The organism is Saccharothrix hoggarensis, assembly GCF_052936025.1.
In genome coordinates this window covers 3,570,453-3,587,880 of the sequence record NZ_CP193624.1, presented here as the reverse complement: position 1 = coordinate 3,587,880, position 17,428 = coordinate 3,570,453, and the positions used below count along the sequence as shown (strand labels likewise).

At 71.6% G+C, this 17,428-nt stretch carries 15 protein-coding genes; 7 read left to right on the top strand and 8 right to left on the bottom strand.

The window, feature by feature from the left end; all coding sequences use genetic code 11:
* Positions 1-102: 102 nt before the first annotated feature.
* From icmF to mdlC, 7 genes are all read right to left on the bottom strand, one after another.
* On the bottom strand, positions 103-3,345 hold the full coding sequence (icmF, locus tag ACRAKH_RS16455; protein WP_380723730.1) for a fused isobutyryl-CoA mutase/GTPase IcmF: 3,243 nt from the start codon (positions 3,343-3,345) through the stop codon (positions 103-105).
* A gap of 93 nt (positions 3,346-3,438) precedes the next feature.
* Positions 3,439-4,347, bottom strand: a complete 909-nt coding sequence (locus ACRAKH_RS16450; protein WP_380723729.1) for a LysR family transcriptional regulator — start codon at positions 4,345-4,347, stop codon at positions 3,439-3,441.
* A 126-nt stretch (positions 4,348-4,473) separates the two neighbouring features.
* Positions 4,474-5,094 carry a TetR/AcrR family transcriptional regulator gene (locus ACRAKH_RS16445; RefSeq protein WP_380723728.1) on the bottom strand — a complete coding sequence of 207 codons (621 nt, stop codon included), beginning with the start codon at positions 5,092-5,094 and terminating at the stop codon, positions 4,474-4,476.
* Positions 5,095-5,202: 108 nt separating this feature from the next.
* Positions 5,203-6,405 carry an IS701 family transposase gene (locus ACRAKH_RS16440; RefSeq protein WP_380723746.1) on the bottom strand — a complete coding sequence of 401 codons (1,203 nt, stop codon included), beginning with the start codon at positions 6,403-6,405 and terminating at the stop codon, positions 5,203-5,205.
* A gap of 829 nt (positions 6,406-7,234) precedes the next feature.
* Entirely contained in the window at positions 7,235-8,032 is a 798-nt protein-coding gene (locus ACRAKH_RS16435) for a helix-turn-helix transcriptional regulator (protein ID WP_380723727.1), read from the bottom strand.
* A gap of 136 nt (positions 8,033-8,168) precedes the next feature.
* Positions 8,169-8,558: a cupin domain-containing protein gene (locus tag ACRAKH_RS16430; RefSeq protein WP_380723726.1), complete on the bottom strand. Its 390-nt coding sequence runs from the start codon at positions 8,556-8,558 to the stop codon at positions 8,169-8,171.
* A gap of 49 nt (positions 8,559-8,607) precedes the next feature.
* Positions 8,608-10,260, bottom strand: a complete 1,653-nt coding sequence (gene mdlC / locus ACRAKH_RS16425) for a benzoylformate decarboxylase (protein WP_380723725.1) — start codon at positions 10,258-10,260, stop codon at positions 8,608-8,610.
* A gap of 294 nt (positions 10,261-10,554) precedes the next feature.
* On the opposite strand from mdlC, the gene ACRAKH_RS16420 reads away from it, so the two are divergent.
* The 7 genes from ACRAKH_RS16420 (at position 10,555) to ACRAKH_RS16390 (ending at position 16,513) form a co-directional block, all read left to right on the top strand.
* Positions 10,555-12,000 carry an ankyrin repeat domain-containing protein gene (locus ACRAKH_RS16420; protein WP_380723724.1) on the top strand — a complete coding sequence of 482 codons (1,446 nt, stop codon included), beginning with the start codon at positions 10,555-10,557 and terminating at the stop codon, positions 11,998-12,000.
* Between the two features lie 45 nt (positions 12,001-12,045).
* Positions 12,046-12,354: a muconolactone Delta-isomerase family protein gene (locus ACRAKH_RS16415; protein WP_077008801.1), complete on the top strand. Its 309-nt coding sequence runs from the start codon at positions 12,046-12,048 to the stop codon at positions 12,352-12,354.
* Positions 12,355-12,364: 10 nt separating this feature from the next.
* The gene (locus ACRAKH_RS16410; RefSeq protein WP_380723723.1) at positions 12,365-13,063 is read left to right on the top strand and encodes an EthD domain-containing protein; all 699 of its coding nucleotides are present in this window, start codon (positions 12,365-12,367) and stop codon (positions 13,061-13,063) included.
* A 75-nt stretch (positions 13,064-13,138) separates the two neighbouring features.
* Positions 13,139-13,558, top strand: a complete 420-nt coding sequence (locus ACRAKH_RS16405; RefSeq protein WP_380723722.1) for a nuclear transport factor 2 family protein — start codon at positions 13,139-13,141, stop codon at positions 13,556-13,558.
* Positions 13,559-13,569: 11 nt separating this feature from the next.
* A complete protein-coding gene (locus ACRAKH_RS16400; RefSeq protein ID WP_380723721.1) occupies positions 13,570-13,911 on the top strand; it encodes a bifunctional 3-phenylpropionate/cinnamic acid dioxygenase ferredoxin subunit in 342 nt (113 codons plus the stop codon).
* Positions 13,908-15,149, top strand: a complete 1,242-nt coding sequence (locus ACRAKH_RS16395) for an NAD(P)/FAD-dependent oxidoreductase (protein WP_447009922.1) — start codon at positions 13,908-13,910, stop codon at positions 15,147-15,149. The genes ACRAKH_RS16400 and ACRAKH_RS16395 overlap by 4 nt, the downstream gene beginning before the upstream one ends.
* Entirely contained in the window at positions 15,146-16,513 is a 1,368-nt protein-coding gene (locus tag ACRAKH_RS16390; protein ID WP_380728494.1) for an FAD-binding oxidoreductase, read from the top strand. Before ACRAKH_RS16395 ends, ACRAKH_RS16390 begins: the two co-directional genes overlap by 4 nt.
* Positions 16,514-16,847: 334 nt before the next feature.
* Here ACRAKH_RS16390 and ACRAKH_RS16385 read toward each other — a convergent pair whose 3' ends face one another.
* Positions 16,848-17,426 (bottom strand): TetR/AcrR family transcriptional regulator, encoded by a 579-nt coding sequence (locus ACRAKH_RS16385; RefSeq protein WP_380728496.1) that lies wholly within the window; start codon positions 17,424-17,426, stop codon positions 16,848-16,850.
* Between the last annotated feature and the right edge of the window lie 2 nt (positions 17,427-17,428).

Genomic DNA, 17,428 nt, shown 5'->3' with positions numbered 1-17,428 from the left:
CGGTTGGTCCGGATTCACCGGCGCGGCCGGTGCGGCGGATCGGAGCGCGGGTCGCGGCCCGGTGACGGCGGCGAGCAGCCGGCCCGCCGCCGTCCGACCACCTCAGACGTTGCGCCGGTACTGGCCGCCCACCTCGAAGAACGCCTCGGTGATCTGGCCCAGCGTGCACACCCGGGCCGCGTCCATGAGCACGTCGAACACGTTCTCCCCGGACGCCGCGGCCTCCTTCAGCCGCCGCAGGGCGGGCTCGGCCTCGGCGGCGTGCGCCGCGGCGAAGGCCCGCGTCCGCTCGACCTGCGACCGCTTCTCCTCCTCGGTCGCACGGGCCAGCTCGATGGACACCTGCTCGCGCTTGCCGTCCTCGGGCAGGAACGTGTTCACGCCGATCAGCGGCAGCGAGCCGTCGTGCTTGCGCTGCTCGTACAGCATCGACTCGTCCTGGATGCGGCCGCGCTGGTAGCCCGTCTCCATCGCGCCGAGCACGCCGCCGCGCTCGGAGAGCCGGTCGAACTCGGCCAGCACGGCCTCCTCGACCAGGTCGGTCAGCTCCTCGATGACGAACGAGCCCTGCAGCGGGTTCTCGTTCGCCGACAGGCCCCACTCCTTGTTGATGATCAGCTGGATGGCCATCGCGCGGCGCACCGACGACTCGGTCGGCGTGGTGATCGCCTCGTCGTAGGCGTTGGTGTGCAGGGAGTTCGTGTTGTCGTAGAGCGCGCACAACGCCTGGAGCGTGGTGCGGATGTCGTTGAAGTCCATCTCCTGCGCGTGCAGCGACCGGCCGGACGTCTGCACGTGGTACTTGAACTTCTGCGACCGCTCGTTGGCGCCGTAGCGGTCCCGCATGGCGATGGCCCAGATGCGCCGCGCCACCCGGCCGATCACGCTGTACTCGGCGTCCATGCCGTTGGAGAAGAAGAACGACAGGTTGGGCGCGAAGTCGTCGACGTCCATGCCGCGCGCCAGGTACGACTCGACGTAGGTGAACCCGTTGGCCAGCGTGAAGGCCAGCTGGCTGATGGGGTTCGCCCCCGCCTCGGCGATGTGGTAGCCCGAGATCGACACCGAGTAGAAGTTGCGGACCTTCTGCCGGATGAACCACTCCTGGATGTCGGCCATCATCCGCAGCGAGAACTCGGTGGAGAAGATGCAGGTGTTCTGCCCCTGGTCCTCCTTGAGGATGTCCGCCTGCACGGTGCCGCGCACGGTGGAGAGCGCCCACGCCCTCAGCTGCGCCGCCTCGTCCTCGGACGGCTCGCGTCCGTGCTCGGCGCGGAACTTGTCGACCTGCTGGTCGATCACCGTGTTGAGGAAGAACGCGAGGATCGTCGGCGCGGGGCCGTTGATGGTCATCGACACCGACGTGCTCGGCGCGGTCAGGTCGAAGCCGTCGTAGAGCGCCTTCATGTCGTCCAGCGTCGCGATGGACACGCCGGACGTGCCGATCTTGCCGTAGACGTCCGGCGGGGTGTCGGGGTCGCGGCCGTAGAGCGTCACCGAGTCGAACGCGGTGGACAGGCGGGTCGCCTCCGAGCCCTTCGACAGGTACTTGAACCGGCGGTTGGTGCGGAACGCGTCGCCCTCGCCCGCGAACATCCGCGCCGGGTCCTCGCCGTCCCGCTTGAACGGGAAGACGCCCGCCGTGTACGGGAAGCGGCCGGGCAGGTTCTCCTTGCGCAGGAACCGCAGCAGCGTGCCGTCGTCGTCGTAGCGCGGCAGCGACACGCGGCGCACCTGGTTGCCGGACAACGTCTCGCGGGTCAGCTTGGTGTGGATCTCCTTGTCCCGCACCTTGACGACCAGCTCGTCGCCGCTGTAGTCCTCCACGACCTGCGGCCACGTGGCCAGCAGCTCGGCCGACACGGCGTCGACCCGCTTCTCCGCGGACTCCAGCAGGGACGTGATCGCCGCCGTGTCGTGCCCGGCGGACTCCAGCTCGGCGCGCGCCGCCCGCAGGTGCGCGGCCCGGCGCACGGCGTCCACGTGCGTCTCGGTGGCGCGGTGGTAGCCGCGGACCGTCTCGGCGATCTCGGCGAGGTACCGGACGCGCGTCGCGGGCACCACGGTCGCCGCCGACGTCGACACCTTGCCCGTCACGACCGGCAGCGCGCCTTCGGCCACGTCCAGCCCGCGCCCGGCCAGCTCGTCGCGCAGGTGCTGGTACAGGGCGGTCACGCCGTCGTCGTTGAACGTCGCCGCGGACGTGCCGAAGACCGGCATGTCCTCCCACGACGCCCCGAACGCCTCCCGGTTGCGGACGAGCTGGCGGGCCACGTCGCGGCGGGCGTCCTCCGCGCCGCGGCGCTCGAACTTGTTGATCGCCACCGCGTCGGCGTAGTCCAGCATGTCGATCTTCTCCAGCTGCGACGCGGCGCCGAACTCCGGCGTCATCACGTACAGCGAGAGGTCGACGAACGGCACGATCGCCGCGTCGCCCTGGCCGATGCCGGGCGTCTCCACGACGACCAGGTCGAACCCGGCCGCCCGGCACGCCAGGATCGCGTCGCCGAGGCCGTCCGGGACCTCCGAGCCCGCCCGGCGGGTGGCCAGGGAGCGGAAGTACACCCGGTCGCCGTCGAGGCAGTTCATCCGGATGCGGTCGCCGAGCAGCGCGCCGCCGCCGCGGCGGCGGGTGGGGTCGACGGCCAGCACGGCGATCCGCAGCTTGTCCTGCTGGTCGAGCCGGAACCGGCGGACCAGCTCGTCGGTCAGCGAGGACTTGCCGGAGCCGCCGGTGCCGGTGATGCCCAGCACCGGGGCGGTCGTGGACGCGGCGGCGGCCACCATTCGCTCGCGCACGTCGGCGGGCAGCGCGCCGGCCTCGATGAGCGTGATGGCGCGGGCCAGGACGTCCTCGCTGCCGGTGAACAGGCCGTCCCACGACGACGGCGCGCGCTCGGCCAGCGGGTGGTCGCACGCCTCCACCATCGTGTTGATCATGCGGGCGAGGCCGAGCTCCTGGCCGTCGGCCGGGGAGAAGATGCGCGCGACGCCGCGCGAGTGCAGCAGCTCGATCTCCTCGGGCACGATGACGCCGCCACCGCCGCCGAAGACCTTGATGTGCCCGGCGCCGCGCTCGTTCAGCAGCTCCACCAGGTAGCTGAAGTACTCGACGTGGCCGCCCTGGTAGGCGCTGATGGCGATGCCCTGGACGTCCTCCTGCACGGCCGCGGCGACGACCTCGCGCACGGACCGGTTGTGGCCGAGGTGCACGACCTCGGCGCCCTGCGCCTGGAGGATGCGGCGCATGATGTTGATCGCGGCGTCGTGCCCGTCGAACAGGCTGGCCGCGGTGACGAAGCGGACCGGGTGTTGCGGCGCGTGCAGCGGGCTGGCGGCGGTCACGACGGCTCCTTCGGCATCGAGGACTCCCACCAGATTACTAGGACATCCAACTATCGGACGTCAGGGCCGACTGTGTGCCGGATCACCCGCCGCTCACGCCCCGGCGGCCGGCGCCCGGCACAGGCAGCTCGCGCACGCCTCCACGAACACGCGGACGGCGGGCCGCTGGTCGCCCGTGCGCCACACCACGGCCAGCGAGCTGGGCGACAGGCCCGTCACGGGCCGGTAGACCACGTCGTCCAGCGGGTTGGCCTCGGCGTTGCCCGCCGACACCAGGACCACGCCCAGGCCCGACCCCACGGCCTCGAACACCTCGTCCGACGTCGCCGCCTCCGCCACGACCCGCGCGGGGCGGCTGCGGTGGTCCAGGGCCAGCCAGAAGTCGCGCAGCGGGCCCGCGTCCGCCGGCAGGGCGATGAACGGCTCGTCAGCCAGTTCCGCGAACGCCACCTCGGCGTGCGCGGCGAGCCGGTGCCGCCGGGGCAGGGCGACCCACCGGTCCTCGTTCGCCACCACGCGCCACGACAGCTCGCCCGAATCGGGCACCGGGAGCCACGCCACGGCCACGTCGACCTCGCCGTCGCGCAACCCCGCCGTCGGGTCGTTCCAGGGCACCTGGCGGAACTGGAGCCGCCAGCCGGGCAGCAGCTCCGCCATGCGCTCGGTCACCGACGGGATGAGGCCGCGGCCGATGCGGGTCTGGAAGCCGACGCGCAACGCCGGTTCGGGGCCCGCCGCCGCGAGCACCAGGGCCCGCCGCGTGTTGTCCCACTCCTCCACCAGCGCGCGGGCGCGCGGCAGCAGGTCGTGGCCGGCGGGCGTCAGCACCACCGTCCGCTTGTCGCGCTCGAAGAGCTTGACCCGCAGTGACGATTCGAGCTGGCGGATCTGCTTGCTCAGGGCCGGCTGCGAGATGAACAGCCGTTCCCGGGCAGCCCTCGTGAAGCTGAGTTCTTCGGCGACCGCGACGAAGTACCGCAGATCACGGACATGGACGTCCATAACCAGGGGTTATATCACCGGATCTTGGACGAACGACAGGCGTCGGGCCACGATGGGTACGTGGAACCAGGCCCGCCTTCCCCAGGGGTGGGCCCCGGCTCCTCAGCGCCGCCGACCCCGCACAGGTCAGGCCGGCGCGGGAGCGCCTCGCCGGGCCTCCGCCCCGACCGCGTCCTCGGACGCGCGGTCGGGCAGGAGGAGTTCCACGAGGTCACGCGCCTGTCGGGCCGGCCCGTCGATGCCGAGCGCCTGCACGGACGCGTAGACGCCCTCCATGACCAGCGCCAGCTGGTCGGCGAGCGCGTCCGGTTCGGCCACGCCCAGCTGCCCGGCCAGCTCGCCGAACCGGGCGCGCATCCACGCCTTCGTGGCCACCGCGTTGCGGTGCGCCGGCAGTTCGGGGTCGGGGAACTCGGCCAGGGCCATGAGGAACGGGCAGCCGCGGCAGACCGCGGGGTCCACCTGGACGATCAGCTCGTCGAACGCGGCGAGGATGCGGTCCCGGGGGTCCCGGCCGTCGTCCTTCGTCGCTTCGGAGAACCACGCGCGGTAGTAGTGGTCGGCGCGCTCGACGTAGGCGCCGACGAGGTCGTCCTTGGACCGGAACAGCCGGTACAGGGTGGTCGGGGCGACGCCCGCCTCCGCCGCGACGCGGTCGACGCCGATCGCGTGGATGCCGTTCCAGTAGAACAGCTCGTGGGCGATGCCGAGCACGTGCTCGCGGGTCTGCGCGGCGGAACGGCGCACGGCGACCTCCGGGTGCGGTTCGTTCGGGATCGTTCCCTGTCGTCGCCACCCAAACTAGCACCGCCGCTGCCGGGGAAGTGGAACGACGCTGGTCCACTCCCCCGTCCGTCACGCGTGCGGCCGCAGCAGCCGTTCTTCGCGGTAGCCCGCGCGCTCGGTGCCCTTCAGCAGGCCGTACGCGTGGGCGGCGGACACCAGCGTGACGTGGTGGTGCCAGCCCTGGAACGACCTGCCCTCGAAGTGGCGCAGCCCGAACTCCTCGGTCAGCCGGGTCACCTGGCCCTCGACCTCGCCGCGCACGCGCAGCAGGCCCACCAGCTCCCGGATGCCGCCCGCGCCGAGGTTGGTCGTCCAGACCGCCCGCGGCCGGGCCTGGCCCGCGGGCCACTCGGCGACGACGTGGCGCAGCCTCGGCACGCGGCCGGGCCTGCCGTCCGGCGCCGCGGCCTGGCCCATGAGGGTCGCGACCACGAAGTCGGACGTGGTGACGGCGCCGGTGGCCTCGTCCCGCCAGGACAGCGTGGTCCGGCCGCGCCGGGCCGCCGCCGCCACCAGCTGGCCGATGGTGCGCGGCTGGTTCTGCGCGCCGACCAGGTTGACCGGCAGCACGGGCGTGCTCGTGGAGACCTGGGCCAGGTAGCCCATCCCCCGCTCTTCGAGGCCGCCGAGCAGCGGGAACACGCTCTGGTCGCTGCTGAGGTCGACGACGACCGGGGCGGCGGGCAACCCCCAGTTGCCCGTCATCTCGTCGAAGGCGTCCAGCAGGTACTGCCACGCCGGCTTGGACCGCTCGTCGTCGGGCACGCGGGTCTTCGCGCGCCGTTCCACGTCGGTGTCCCACGCCTTCGGCATGACCAGCCGCCAGTTGACCGGGACGGCGCCCGGGTCGCCCGCCAGGAACACGCCGAACGCGCGCTGGCAGTTGAGCATCCGGCCGGCGGTCGGCGCGTACTGCCGGGCCACCGCGACGGAGTTGTCGCCGTTCTTCGGGAACACGACCTCCCGCACGACCCACGCCCGGGGGCGCATGGCCTGGTTGGCCTGCTCGGCCAACCGCCGGCGCACCGGAGCCCACGCCCACGGGCTCTGGTTCACGAACTGCTGCAACGACTGGTCGGCGTCCCGGCCGACGACCAGCTCCGAGATCCGCCGGATCGACTTGCGACCCGGTACGACGAGCAGGCCCCTGACGTAGGCCTCGGCCCAGCGGCGCTGGTCGGACCTCCCCAGCGTCACGAACAGCTCGTCGCAGAACTCGGACAGAGTAGATAAGTCGGAAGGATCAGCCCCAGCTGACGCCTCTTCGTACATGTGCACGGATCGTTCCCCTCCAGCATTCGGACAGCCGCAAGGCAAGCCTTGCGGGGCTCGTCTTGTCACACTTCGTCTGAGCAAGGCACAGCACATTCCGAAGGAGATCTTCGCGACATCACCGATTTCCGCCCGCCGTGCGGCCGAACTCACCGCGACCCGGTGACCCCAGTGCCACCGGCCCTGCGTTTCCCCACGGCGGGGGAGCCCCCCGTCAAGATCGCCCCAGTTCCCCAGAAACCGGCCCGCACTGGCCGGTGTCCACGGATCGGGTACCCGCCCCGTGGACGATCACAGATTTTCAAGCTACCGGACGAATGTCTAGACTTGACTTGTGGTGGCATTCCCAGTTCCAGCACTCGACACGGACTTCCGAACCCGAGATTGATCCGTTCGGCACGCACAACTACGTCGAGCGGGCCACCTTCGTCGCGTAACCGCGCCGAAACGGACATTTAGCCGCGTCCCGCGGACGGGACCGGAACTAATACAACTTGCAACTTTCCCGATTTTAACGAATCGGGTTCATCTTTCCACGGGCCCGGCACGTGAAGCCGGACGCCCGTCCCCGAGTGAACGTCCGCGCGGTGATGTCGCGCGGACCGCGGGGACGCCGGCGCCACGCGCCACACCCTTCATGACGGCAGTCGTGGGCACCGGCTCTCCTTCGTTCCCCTGTGCTGCTCGGCCAACCGCGATGCGCAGTCGACGCTATCGAGATCCTGTGACGCAAGCATTAATCCACAACCGCGGCGGCAGGGCCGGTGATCGTACGCATCAGCTTTCCCGATGGCGGGACGGAGAGCCCGTGTACTTCGTCAAGTCGGGCTCACCCGGCGAGGTGCAGGACCACCCCGGCCGAGTCGAACTCCGGCGAGTCGAGCGGCACGAGGCGCAATTCCCGCACGCCGAGCTCGGGGTGCCGGAACCGACACGTCCGGGAACGGCGTTCGCGGACGATCTGCTCATCCCACCACTGCCGGAACTGCGGACTGGCTTCGGCCATCTCCCGGGCGCGCCGCGCGAACTCCTCGTCGCCCGGCCACTTCGCCGCCTCCGCCCGCCAGGCCGCCACCGCGTCGCGCGCCTCGCGTTCCCAGTCCGGCAGGCGCAGCCGCGCCACCGGCGACGTCAGCAGCCACACCACGACGTTGCGCTCGCGCTCCGGCAGCCGGTCCCAGTCGTCGTACCAGCGGGTGGACGCGGGATTCCAGGCCAGGAGGTCGCCGTGCCTGCTCACCCCGAACAGGGGGTACGGGTGCTCCTCCGCGGCCGCCACCACGTGCTTGATCAGGTCGGCCGACGACGACTCGCCCGACAGCGGCAGCGGCTCCGCGACGTGCCCGTACGCCAGGGTGTGCACGTACCGGCGCTCGTCCTCGGTGAGGCACAGGACGCGCGCGAGGCTGTCCACCACCTCACGCGACGGCCTGATGTCCCGGCCCTGTTCGAGGTAGGTGTACCAGGTCGGGCTGACCCCGGCGAGCACGGCCACCTCGTCCCGGCGCAGCCCGAGCGACCGCCGGCGCGGACCCGTCGGGAACCCGACGTCCGCGGGGTGGAGCCGTTCCCTGTGGCTGCGCAGGAACCGGCCCAGCTCGTCGCGACTGCTGCTGCTCGACTTCACCTGTTGCTCCTCCCCCGACGGCGCCCCGCGTGCCCGGCGCGGGGCCGCGAAAACGGGGGCGGACAGCGCGAAACCCCCACGGGTTCCGTTTCTGATCTCGAAACGCCGTGAGGGCTCCGTCGGACATGCTCAGCGATTAGCTGGTGTGGTTGTACTGGTAGGACGAGTCCGCCGCGTGATCCGCGGGGAATTCCGTCACCACCTTGTCGGTCACGTGGATGTTCACCATCCGCGCGTTGCCCGGCCCGAGGTTCGTGAACGCGTGCGGCACGCCGGTGCGGACGATGAGCACGTCCTCGGGGCCCGCTTCGCGGACCTCGCCGTCGGCCTCGACGCTGACCCGGCCCTCGATGATGATGAAGATCTCGTCGTAGGGGTGGCTGTGCCGGCGCGGGCCCTTCCCGACGGCCACGTCGACGATGAACGCCGACGACGTGGTGCCGTGCGCGCTGCCGTCGAAGATGTGGGCAGCCACCTCACCGTCGATCTGCACGGTGGGCAGGCTGTCCTTCTTCACGACCTCCATGTGGTGCTCCTTCTTTCCGGTGGGGTCGACTTCCCGGTGGTCCGGCGGTTCAGAGCCGGAACAGGCCGGGGTCCGACACGACGACGTCCAGCAGGACGGGACCGTCGGCGGTCAGCGCCTTGCGCAGTGCAGCCTGCAGCTGCTCGGGGGTCTCCACGCGCTCGCCCGAGATGCCGAAACCGCGGGCCAGGCCCGCCATGTCGACGCCGCTCAGGTCCCAGCCCTCCTGCCAGGCCTTCTGGCTGGTGTCGTCGAGGTAGTACTTCAGCGACAGGTAGCCGGAGTTGTTCGGGATCACGAAGGTCACCGGCAGGTTGTACTTACCGGCCGTCCACAGCGCCTGGATCGTGTACTGCGCCGAGCCCTCGCCGACCACGACCACGGTCCGCACGTCGGGCCGGGCCACGGCGTAGCCGACGGCGCCCGCGAACGGGAAGCCGAGCGCGCCGGAGGCGGTGGCGTAGTAGCCGTTGTCCGGGCCGAGCGGGATCTGCTCGTGGAACGGCGCGCGGCCGATCGGCAGCTCCTCGAACACCTGCGCGTCCGTGGGCAGCTCCTGCGACAGCACGTGGAACAGGTACGGCTCGGTGATCGGGGTGGACGCCTCGGGGGTGGGGATGGGCTCGCTCAGCGGCGGCAGCGCGAGGCGCTGGCGCTGCGGGAGCAGCGACACCAGGCCGCGCACGAACGCCGCGGGCGGGGTGACGTAGGCGGAGCCGGCCATGGACCAGGCGGCGGCCTCGGGGTCGTCGGTGATGTGGATGAAGTTGGTGTTCTCGGGCAGCTTCGGCGCGTCGCTGGTGTCCACCGGGGCGGGCGCGGTGGAGAACAGGTCCGCGGTGGTGAACAGGGTGAACGTGGGGCTGCCCAGCACGATGACCACGTCGTGGTCGGCGAGCTTGGCGTTGATCAGCTCGGGCAGGGGCGCGAGCACGCCGCCGAACAGCGGGTGGTTCTCCGGGAACGCGCCGCGCGGCCACACCGGGCTGCCGTAGACGCGGGCGTTGAGCCGCTCGGCCATCTTGATCAGGTCGCGGCGGGCGCCGCCGATCTCCACGCCGGGGCCGGCCACGATGGCCGGGTTGGCGGCGGAGTTCAGCGCGTCCGCCACGTCGGCGAGCACCTGCGGGTCGGGCACGACGGCGGCCTGGACCAGCCGCGTCTTGTAGGGGGTGGAGTTGGCCGGGCGGATCCAGTCGTCCTCCGGCACGCCGACGTACACCGGGCCCTGGGGCGCCTGCTTGGCGATGTGGTACGCCTTCTCGATCAGCGCGGGCACGTCCTGCGGGCGGGCCGCCTCCGCCGCCCACTTGATGTACGGCTGGGGCAGCTGCGTGGCGCTGGGCGCGTTGAGGAACGGCGCGCCCTGCTGGAGCTTGCGGGCCTGGAGGCCGCCGATGATCACCATCGGGGTGTGCGCGCTGGCCGCGGTGTAGATGGAACCCATCGCGTTGCCGGTGCCGGGACCGCCGTTGATCACGACGAGGGACGGCTCGCCGGTGGCCTGGGCGTAGCCGTCGGCCATGCCGACGACGGTCGCCTCCTGCAGGCCCATGATGAACCGGAAGTCGTCCGGCCACTGCTCGAACAGCTTCATCTCGGTGTGGCTGGGATTGCTGAAAACGGTCGTGAGACCGAGTTGCCGGAATACCTCCAGCGTGTCTTCCCGAACGGTGCGGGAATTCGTGCCATCCGCGCTCACGGTCAACTCACTCCTGTAGTGGGTTCGACGACGATTTCTGCCGACTGTGGTCGCAATGCTGCGACCGGCGCACGCCGTGCGACAAGGCAAGTGCCGTGGTCAGAAGGCACTTCGTGAGCTGTCGTGGTGACCTCACGCAGTCATGCCGGGCGCTCTGACGCGCCTTGTCGGCGCATCGGGCACGTGAACTACTGAATGCGCGCCCGGCACCTCGACGGCGGGCAACCGATGCGACGGATCGTCATTTCACCACAGCCGCGGCGCGGGATGGAACACGAGCAGTGAGGATGCGCGATGAGCAGTGAGCGGACCCGCCAGGTGGTGGAGAAGTACTTCACCGACCTGGAACGGGGAGACTTGGATTCGGCGCTGTCGGCGCTGTCCCACACCATCGACTTCGAGCTGCCGGTCGACCGGTGGAACGAGGTCATCCCCTACCTCGGCCGCCACGTCGGCCTGCCGGCCGTGCGCCGGGCCTTCGCGGTGCGCGGCGAGACCACCGAAGTGCTGGACTACGCCCTGCGGGACCTCCGGGCCGAGGGCAACACGGCGTACGCGGTGATCTACACCCGGGCGGCGCACACCCGGACCCGCCAGGAGTTCGAGATCGAGGACGTGCACAAGCTCGTCGTCGACGACGGCGGCCGGATCGTGTCGTGGAAGGTCTACTTCGACCCGAACACCGAGGTCGCGGCGTTCAACGCCGACCGCGAGGAGCGGTTGATCGCGGCGTGCTGGGCCGGCGACCGCGAGACCGTGGCGGAGCTGCTGCGGTTCGGCGCCGACGTCAACCACCGCGACCCGGCGAGCGGCCTGACGCCGTTGCTGATCGCGGCCGGTCGGGCGGACGCCGACCTGACCCGTCAGCTGCTCGCGGCGGGCGCGGACGTGTACGCCGTCGACAGCGGCGGCGGCGCGACGGCGCTGCACAAGGCGTGCCAGGGCGGCGAGCTGGCCGTGGTGGAGGCGCTGGTCGAGGCAGGCGCGTTCATCGACGCGGTCACCCCGAACACCGGCCACACGCCGGTGATGGACGCGGTGTGGTTCAAGAACCCGGAGATCGCGAAGTACCTGCTGGACCGCGGCGCGGGCCTGAACATGAGCACGCACTACGGGTTCTCGTTGCAGCAGCACTTCGAGTACGAGCTGAACGTCAACACGATGGGCAAGGACAAGATCCTCCTGGCCCACCAGTACATCCAGGAGCGCCAGGCGTCCGACGAGCGCCGTGCCGCCGACCAGCTGCTCATGGCCGCGGTCACGCAGGGCGATGTCGAGGGCGTGCGCAAGCTGCTGGGTGACGGCGCCAAGGTCGACGAGCGGTTCCCGATCGTCAACGGCTTCAACGACGCCCACACGCCGCTGCTGGTCGCGGCGCGGGACGGGCACACCGAGATCGCCCGGCTCCTGCTGGAGGCGGGCGCGGACGTCAACGCCACCGAGCCGACGTTCGGCGCGGTGCCGCTGCACAAGTCCGTCTACAACGGACACGTCGAGCTGACCCGGCTGATCGCGGGCTGGCCCGGTGTCGACCTCGACTTCCAGGGCGCCACCAACGGCTACACCCCGCTGCACGACGCCCTGTGGCACGGGTACGAGGAGTGCTCCCGGATCGTCATCGACGCCGGGGCGCGCCTGGACCTCGTCGGCCACGACGGCAAGACGCCGCTGGCGCTGGCGATCGTGGAGTTCGGCGCCGACCACCCGTTGACCGAGCTGATCCGAGCCAAGGTCAGCTGACCCCCACGTCGGCCTCGCCGACGGTCAGACCGAGGAGTACCGGCAATGCTGTTCTACGTCCAGATGAAGTGGAACCACGAGGGCCGCATCACGCTCGACGAGCTGTGGGAGATCGAGCAGGAGGAGGCGGAGCACGCCCAGGAGACGCTCGACTCCGGGTTCGCCGTCGGCCTGTGGAAGGTGGCCGCGCAGAAGCGGGTCATCGGCATCATCGACGCCCCCAACGCGGAGGAGCTGGACCGCACCGCGCTGGGCCGGCTGCCGATGCGCGAGTACCTGGAGTTCGAAGAGGTGTGGCCGCTGCGCGACTACCTCGGGTTCGCCGAAGACGTCATCAAGCGCTACAAGGTCTGAGGGGTAACGAATGATCCACCAGCTGATCTTCGCCGCGCCCAAGCCGGGCATGACGGTGGAGGAGTTCCAGCGCTACTGGGTCGAGGTGCACGCGGTGCAGTACGCCGCGAAGATCCCGCAGATCCGGAAGTACATGATCGACACCACCTTCGACGCCGGTGTCGACCTCGGCAACGGCGACCCGAAGTGGCAGGGCGTGGCCGAGATCTGGCTGCGCCCCGAGGAGCAGATCGCCTCGCTGCAGACCGAGGAGTTCCTGCAGGGCGCCCGGCTGGACGAGCCGAACTGGGCCGCGTTCTGGCAGACCCTGGTCCTGGACACCGACGCGCACGAGCTGAAGTCGGGCCCGGCGCTGTTCAAGGGCCAGAACTGGGTCAAGCTGATGATCCTGGTCAAGCGCAAGGAAGGCGTCTCCCTCGAGGACTTCCGCAACTACAGCCTGCACCAGCACGGCGAGCTGGGCCTGAAGCTGCCGGGCCTGCGCCGGTACATCCAGGGCCACACCGTGGACGGCTGGTACGGCATCGGCGAGCCCACGCTCGACGCGGCGTACCAGCTGTGGTTCGACGACGTGGAGGCCCTGCGCGACGCGCTGGAGTCGCCGGAGTACAAGCAGCTGACGGAGGACTTCGAGGCGTTCGTCAACACGCGGTACGTCCACCGGCTGGTCACCCGCGAGCACTGGATCCTCGGTCCCGAGGCCCGGTAGCCCGTTCCGAGACGACGCCGCCTCGTGCGCGGGAACGCCACGGGGCGGCGTCCACTGTGGAGAGAAGGAGACGCCATGGCCGGGTTGAGCCGCAACGTGCAGGCGGTGCACGACTTCCTCAGGTTGTTGGAGGAGAAGGACATCGACTCGTGGATCGAGTTGTGGGCCGAGGGCGCGGACCACTACTACCCGTTCGGCACGAAGATGTTCCCCCGCCACATCGTCGGCAAGACGGCCGTCTACTCGCGGTGGAAGGACACCCCGGACCTGTTCGAGTCCTGGGAGTTCCCGATCACCGACACGTGGGAGGACGGCGACACCGTCATCGCCCGCTTCGACGGCAACTGCCTGCTGAAGGGCGGCAAGCGGTACCGCAACACGTACCTGTCGATCTTCAAGTTCACCGACGCCGGACAGATCTACGAGTACCACGAGTTCTTCGACCCGATCATCGCGGCCGAGGAGTTCGGGCTCGCGGACATCAACTACACCTGATAGGAGGAACGGTGGCCGAGTCGCGAACCTCCGGTCGCGTGCTGGTGTGCCGGGTCGAGGACCTGCCCGACGGCGAGGCGGTGCGGGTGCCCGCCGAGGAGGCGGGGACGGAGGACGCCGTCGCGGTCTTCAACGACGGCGGGCGCCTCTTCGCGTTGAACGACACCTGCACGCACGCCAGGGCATCGCTGTCCGACGGCTGGGTGCAGGACGGGCACGTCGAGTGCCCGTTGCACGGCGGCGCGTTCTGCCTGCGCACGGGCGAGGCGGTCGGCGCGCCCGCGTCCGCGGACGCCACCACGCACGGGGTGGAGGTGCACGAGGGCGCGATCTACCTGCTCCCCCGCCCGTGAGCGGCGCGGACGGCACGCCGGTGCCCGGCCGCGTCGTCGTGATCGGCGCGGGCCTGGCGGGCGTGAGCGCGATCGAGGAGCTGCGCGCGTCCGGCTACGACGGCCGCGTGGTGCTCGTCGGCGCGGAGGACCAGCTGCCGTACGACCGGCCGCCGTTGAGCAAGGACGTGCTGCAGGGCAAGGCCGGTGCGCCGGAGGTCCGGCTGCACCCCGAAGCCTGGTACGCCGAGCACGGCGTGGAGCTGCGGCTGGGCGTGGCGGCGCGCGAGATCCGGACCGGTGAGGGCCTGGTGGTGCTGGGCGACGGCTCGGCCGAGCGCGCCGACGCCGTGCTGCTGGCCACCGGCGGCACGCCCCGGGCGCTGGCCGCGCCGGGCGCGGAACACCCGGTGGTCATGACCCTGCGCACGTGGCGCGACGCGGAACGGCTGCGGGCGGCGCTGCTGCCCGGCGCCCGCGTCGGGATCGTGGGCGCGGGCCTGATCGGCGCGGAGGTCGCCGCGTCGGCGGTGTCGCTGGGCTGCGAGGTCACCATCCTCGACCCGGCCGCGCCGCCGCTCGCGCCGGTCGTCGGCCCCGAGATCGCGGCCGTGCTGCACGCGCAGCACGAGCGGCACGGGGTCCGCGTCCTGGCCAACGGCGTGCGCGCCGTCGAGGACCAGGGCGACCGCGTGCGGCTGCACCACGACGGCGGCGTCGTCACGTGCGACGTCGTGGTGGTGGGCATCGGGATCGAGCTGGACCTGTCCCTCGCTGTCGACGCCGGGCTGGCCACCGACGGTGGGGTGCTGGTGGACGACGCGCAGCGCACGTCGAACCCGCACGTGTTCGCCGCGGGCGACGTGGCGCGCCGGACCGGGCAGCGGCGGACCGAGCACTGGGACGCCGCGCGCCGGGAGGGCCGTGCGGCGGGACGCGGCCTGCTGGGCCTGCCCGCGCCGGAACCGGGCGCGCCGTGGTTCTGGTCCGACCGCTACGCCACCCGCCTGGAGTGCGTCGGCGAGTTCACCGGCGCCGACGAGACCGTCGTGCGGGGCGACCTCCACGGCGACTTCACCGCGATCGCGCTGCGCGGTGGCCGGCTCGCGGGCGCCGTCGCGGTGAACCGCGCGGCCGACATCACCGCCCTGCGCCGGATCGTCGGGCAGCCGCTCGACGCCGACCGGCTGCGCGACGGGTCCGCGGACCTGCGCGCGCTCGCCCGCGCCGGGCAACGACGACAAGGAGCAACGACATGACATCGACGACACCGATGTCCACGCAGGCCGCCGCGGCCGTCGCCGAGTTGCGCGGCAAGCTGAACGGCGACGTGCTCGTGGCCTCGGACACCGCCTACGACAGCGCGCGTCGGGTGTGGAACGGCGCGACCGACCGGTTCCCGGCGGTCATCGTGCGCGCTGCCAACGAGTCGGACGTGGTGCACGCCGTGCGCACCGCCCGGGAGCGCGGGCTGACGCTGTCGGTGCGCGGCGGCGGGCACGACTGGGCCGGGCGCGCGGTGCGCGACGGCGGCCTGGTGATCGACCTGACCCGGATGCGGGACGTCACCGTCGACCCGTACGCGTCCACCATGGACGCCCAGGGCGGCGTCACGGCGGGCGCGGCGGGTTCGGCGGCCGACCGGCACGGGCTGACCGCCGTGGTCGGCACCGTGAAGGCGGTCGGCGTGACCGGTCTGACGCTGGGCGGCGGGTACGGCCTGCTGCTCGGCAAGCACGGCCTCGCGCTGGACAACCTGCTCAGCGCGCGCGTGGTCCTCGCCGACGGCCGCGCCGTGACGGCGAGCGCCACCGAGAACCCCGACCTGTTCTGGGGTCTGCGGGGCGGCGGCGGCAACTTCGGCGTGGTGACCAGGTCGACGTTCCGGGTGCACCCGCTGCGCAGCATGATGTCCGGCATGGTCCTGTTCGGACTGGACCAGGCGCGGTCCGTGCTGCGCGGCTACCGCGAGCTGACCGCGGCGGCGCCCGACGAGATGACCGTGATGACCGGGTTCTTCTGCGGTCCGGACGGGCAGGCGCTGCTGTACCTGCTGCCCGCGTGGAGCGGCGACCCGGCGCGGGGCGAGCGGTGGGCGAGCCGGCTCACCTCGCTCGGTGAGCCGGTGTCCGCGCAGCTGGGGACGATGTCGCCGTTCCAGGTGCTCGGGCTGCTGGACGCGGTGGTGGTCGACGGGCGGCACACCGTGGCGGCGAACCGGCAGCTCCCGGAGATCAGCGACGACGCGGCCGAGGTGCTGGTGTCCGCGGCGGCCCGGATCACGTCGCCGTACTCGGGCATCTTCGTGCACCACTTCCACGGTGCGGCGGCCCGCGTGCCGACCGCGGCGACCGCGTTCGGCCTGCGACGGGAGCACAACCTGGTCGAGGTCGTCGGCACCTGGGAGGCGGGCGAGGACGGCACGGCGCACCGGGCGTGGGTGGACGACCTGTCCCGCGACCTCGCGCCCCACTCGCTGCCCGGCGGGTACCCGAACCTGCTCGCGCCGGAGGACACCGAGCGGGTGCGGATCGCGTACGGGCCGAACGCGTCCCGGCTGTTCGCGCTGAAGCGGCAGTACGACCCGGAGAACGTCTTCAGTGCGGTGCCGACCCTGTTCTGACGGCACCGTGGGCGCTCGGCGACCGAAGGGCCTTCCCCGGCGGGAGGCCCTTCCGGCGTTGCCCTGTCGCGTGGCTGGTGGGCACGCGGTGATCCGGTTGGCGGTCGGCCAGGCGGCGGACAGGCACGCGGTGCACGGGCGCGCGGTCGGGGACGCGGCGATCGGTCCCGCAGAGGCCGGGCCGGCGGCTGTTGGGTGCGGCGTGGTGACCGGGCCGGCGGTTCGGCGCGGCGGGGCGGCTGTTGGGTGCACCGCGGGTGTGGTCGAGGTTGTTCGGGCAGCACGAAGTCGCCCCGGCGACCGTCCACACCGGAGCGCGCGGCGGCGGGCGGGGTCAGGCCGGGGGCAGGATCGCCTCCGCCAGCGCCCGCGCCTGGCGTGCCGGGCCGTGGATGCCCAGCGCCTGGGACGACGCGTTCACGCCCTCGATCACGAGCACCAGCTGGTCGGCCATCACCGCCGGGTCGGCGATCGGCGACGTCCGGGCCAGTTCCGCGGTCAGCTCGCCGATCCGCTCCCGCACCCACGTCTTCGCCATCACGGCGTGCCGGTGGGCGGGCAACTTCCGGTCCGGGAACTCGGCGAGGGTCATCATGAACGTGCAGCCGCGGCACCGATCGGGCTGGATGTGCTCGGCCAGGGCGTCGAACACGGCCAGGATCTTCGCCCGCGGACCGGGCCCGGCGGCGTCGACGGCGGCGGTGAACCACGACCTGGTCAGCTCGTCGGCGCGCTCCACGTAGGCCGCGATGAGCTCGTCCTTGTTGGCGAACAACCGGTACAGCGTGGTGGGAGCCACCCCCGCGGCCGCGGCGACCTTGTCGACGCCCGTGGCGCGGATGCCGTGCCAGTAGAAGAGCTCGTGCGCCACCTGCAAGACGTGCTCACGGGTTTCGGCGGAGGTACGCAGCATCT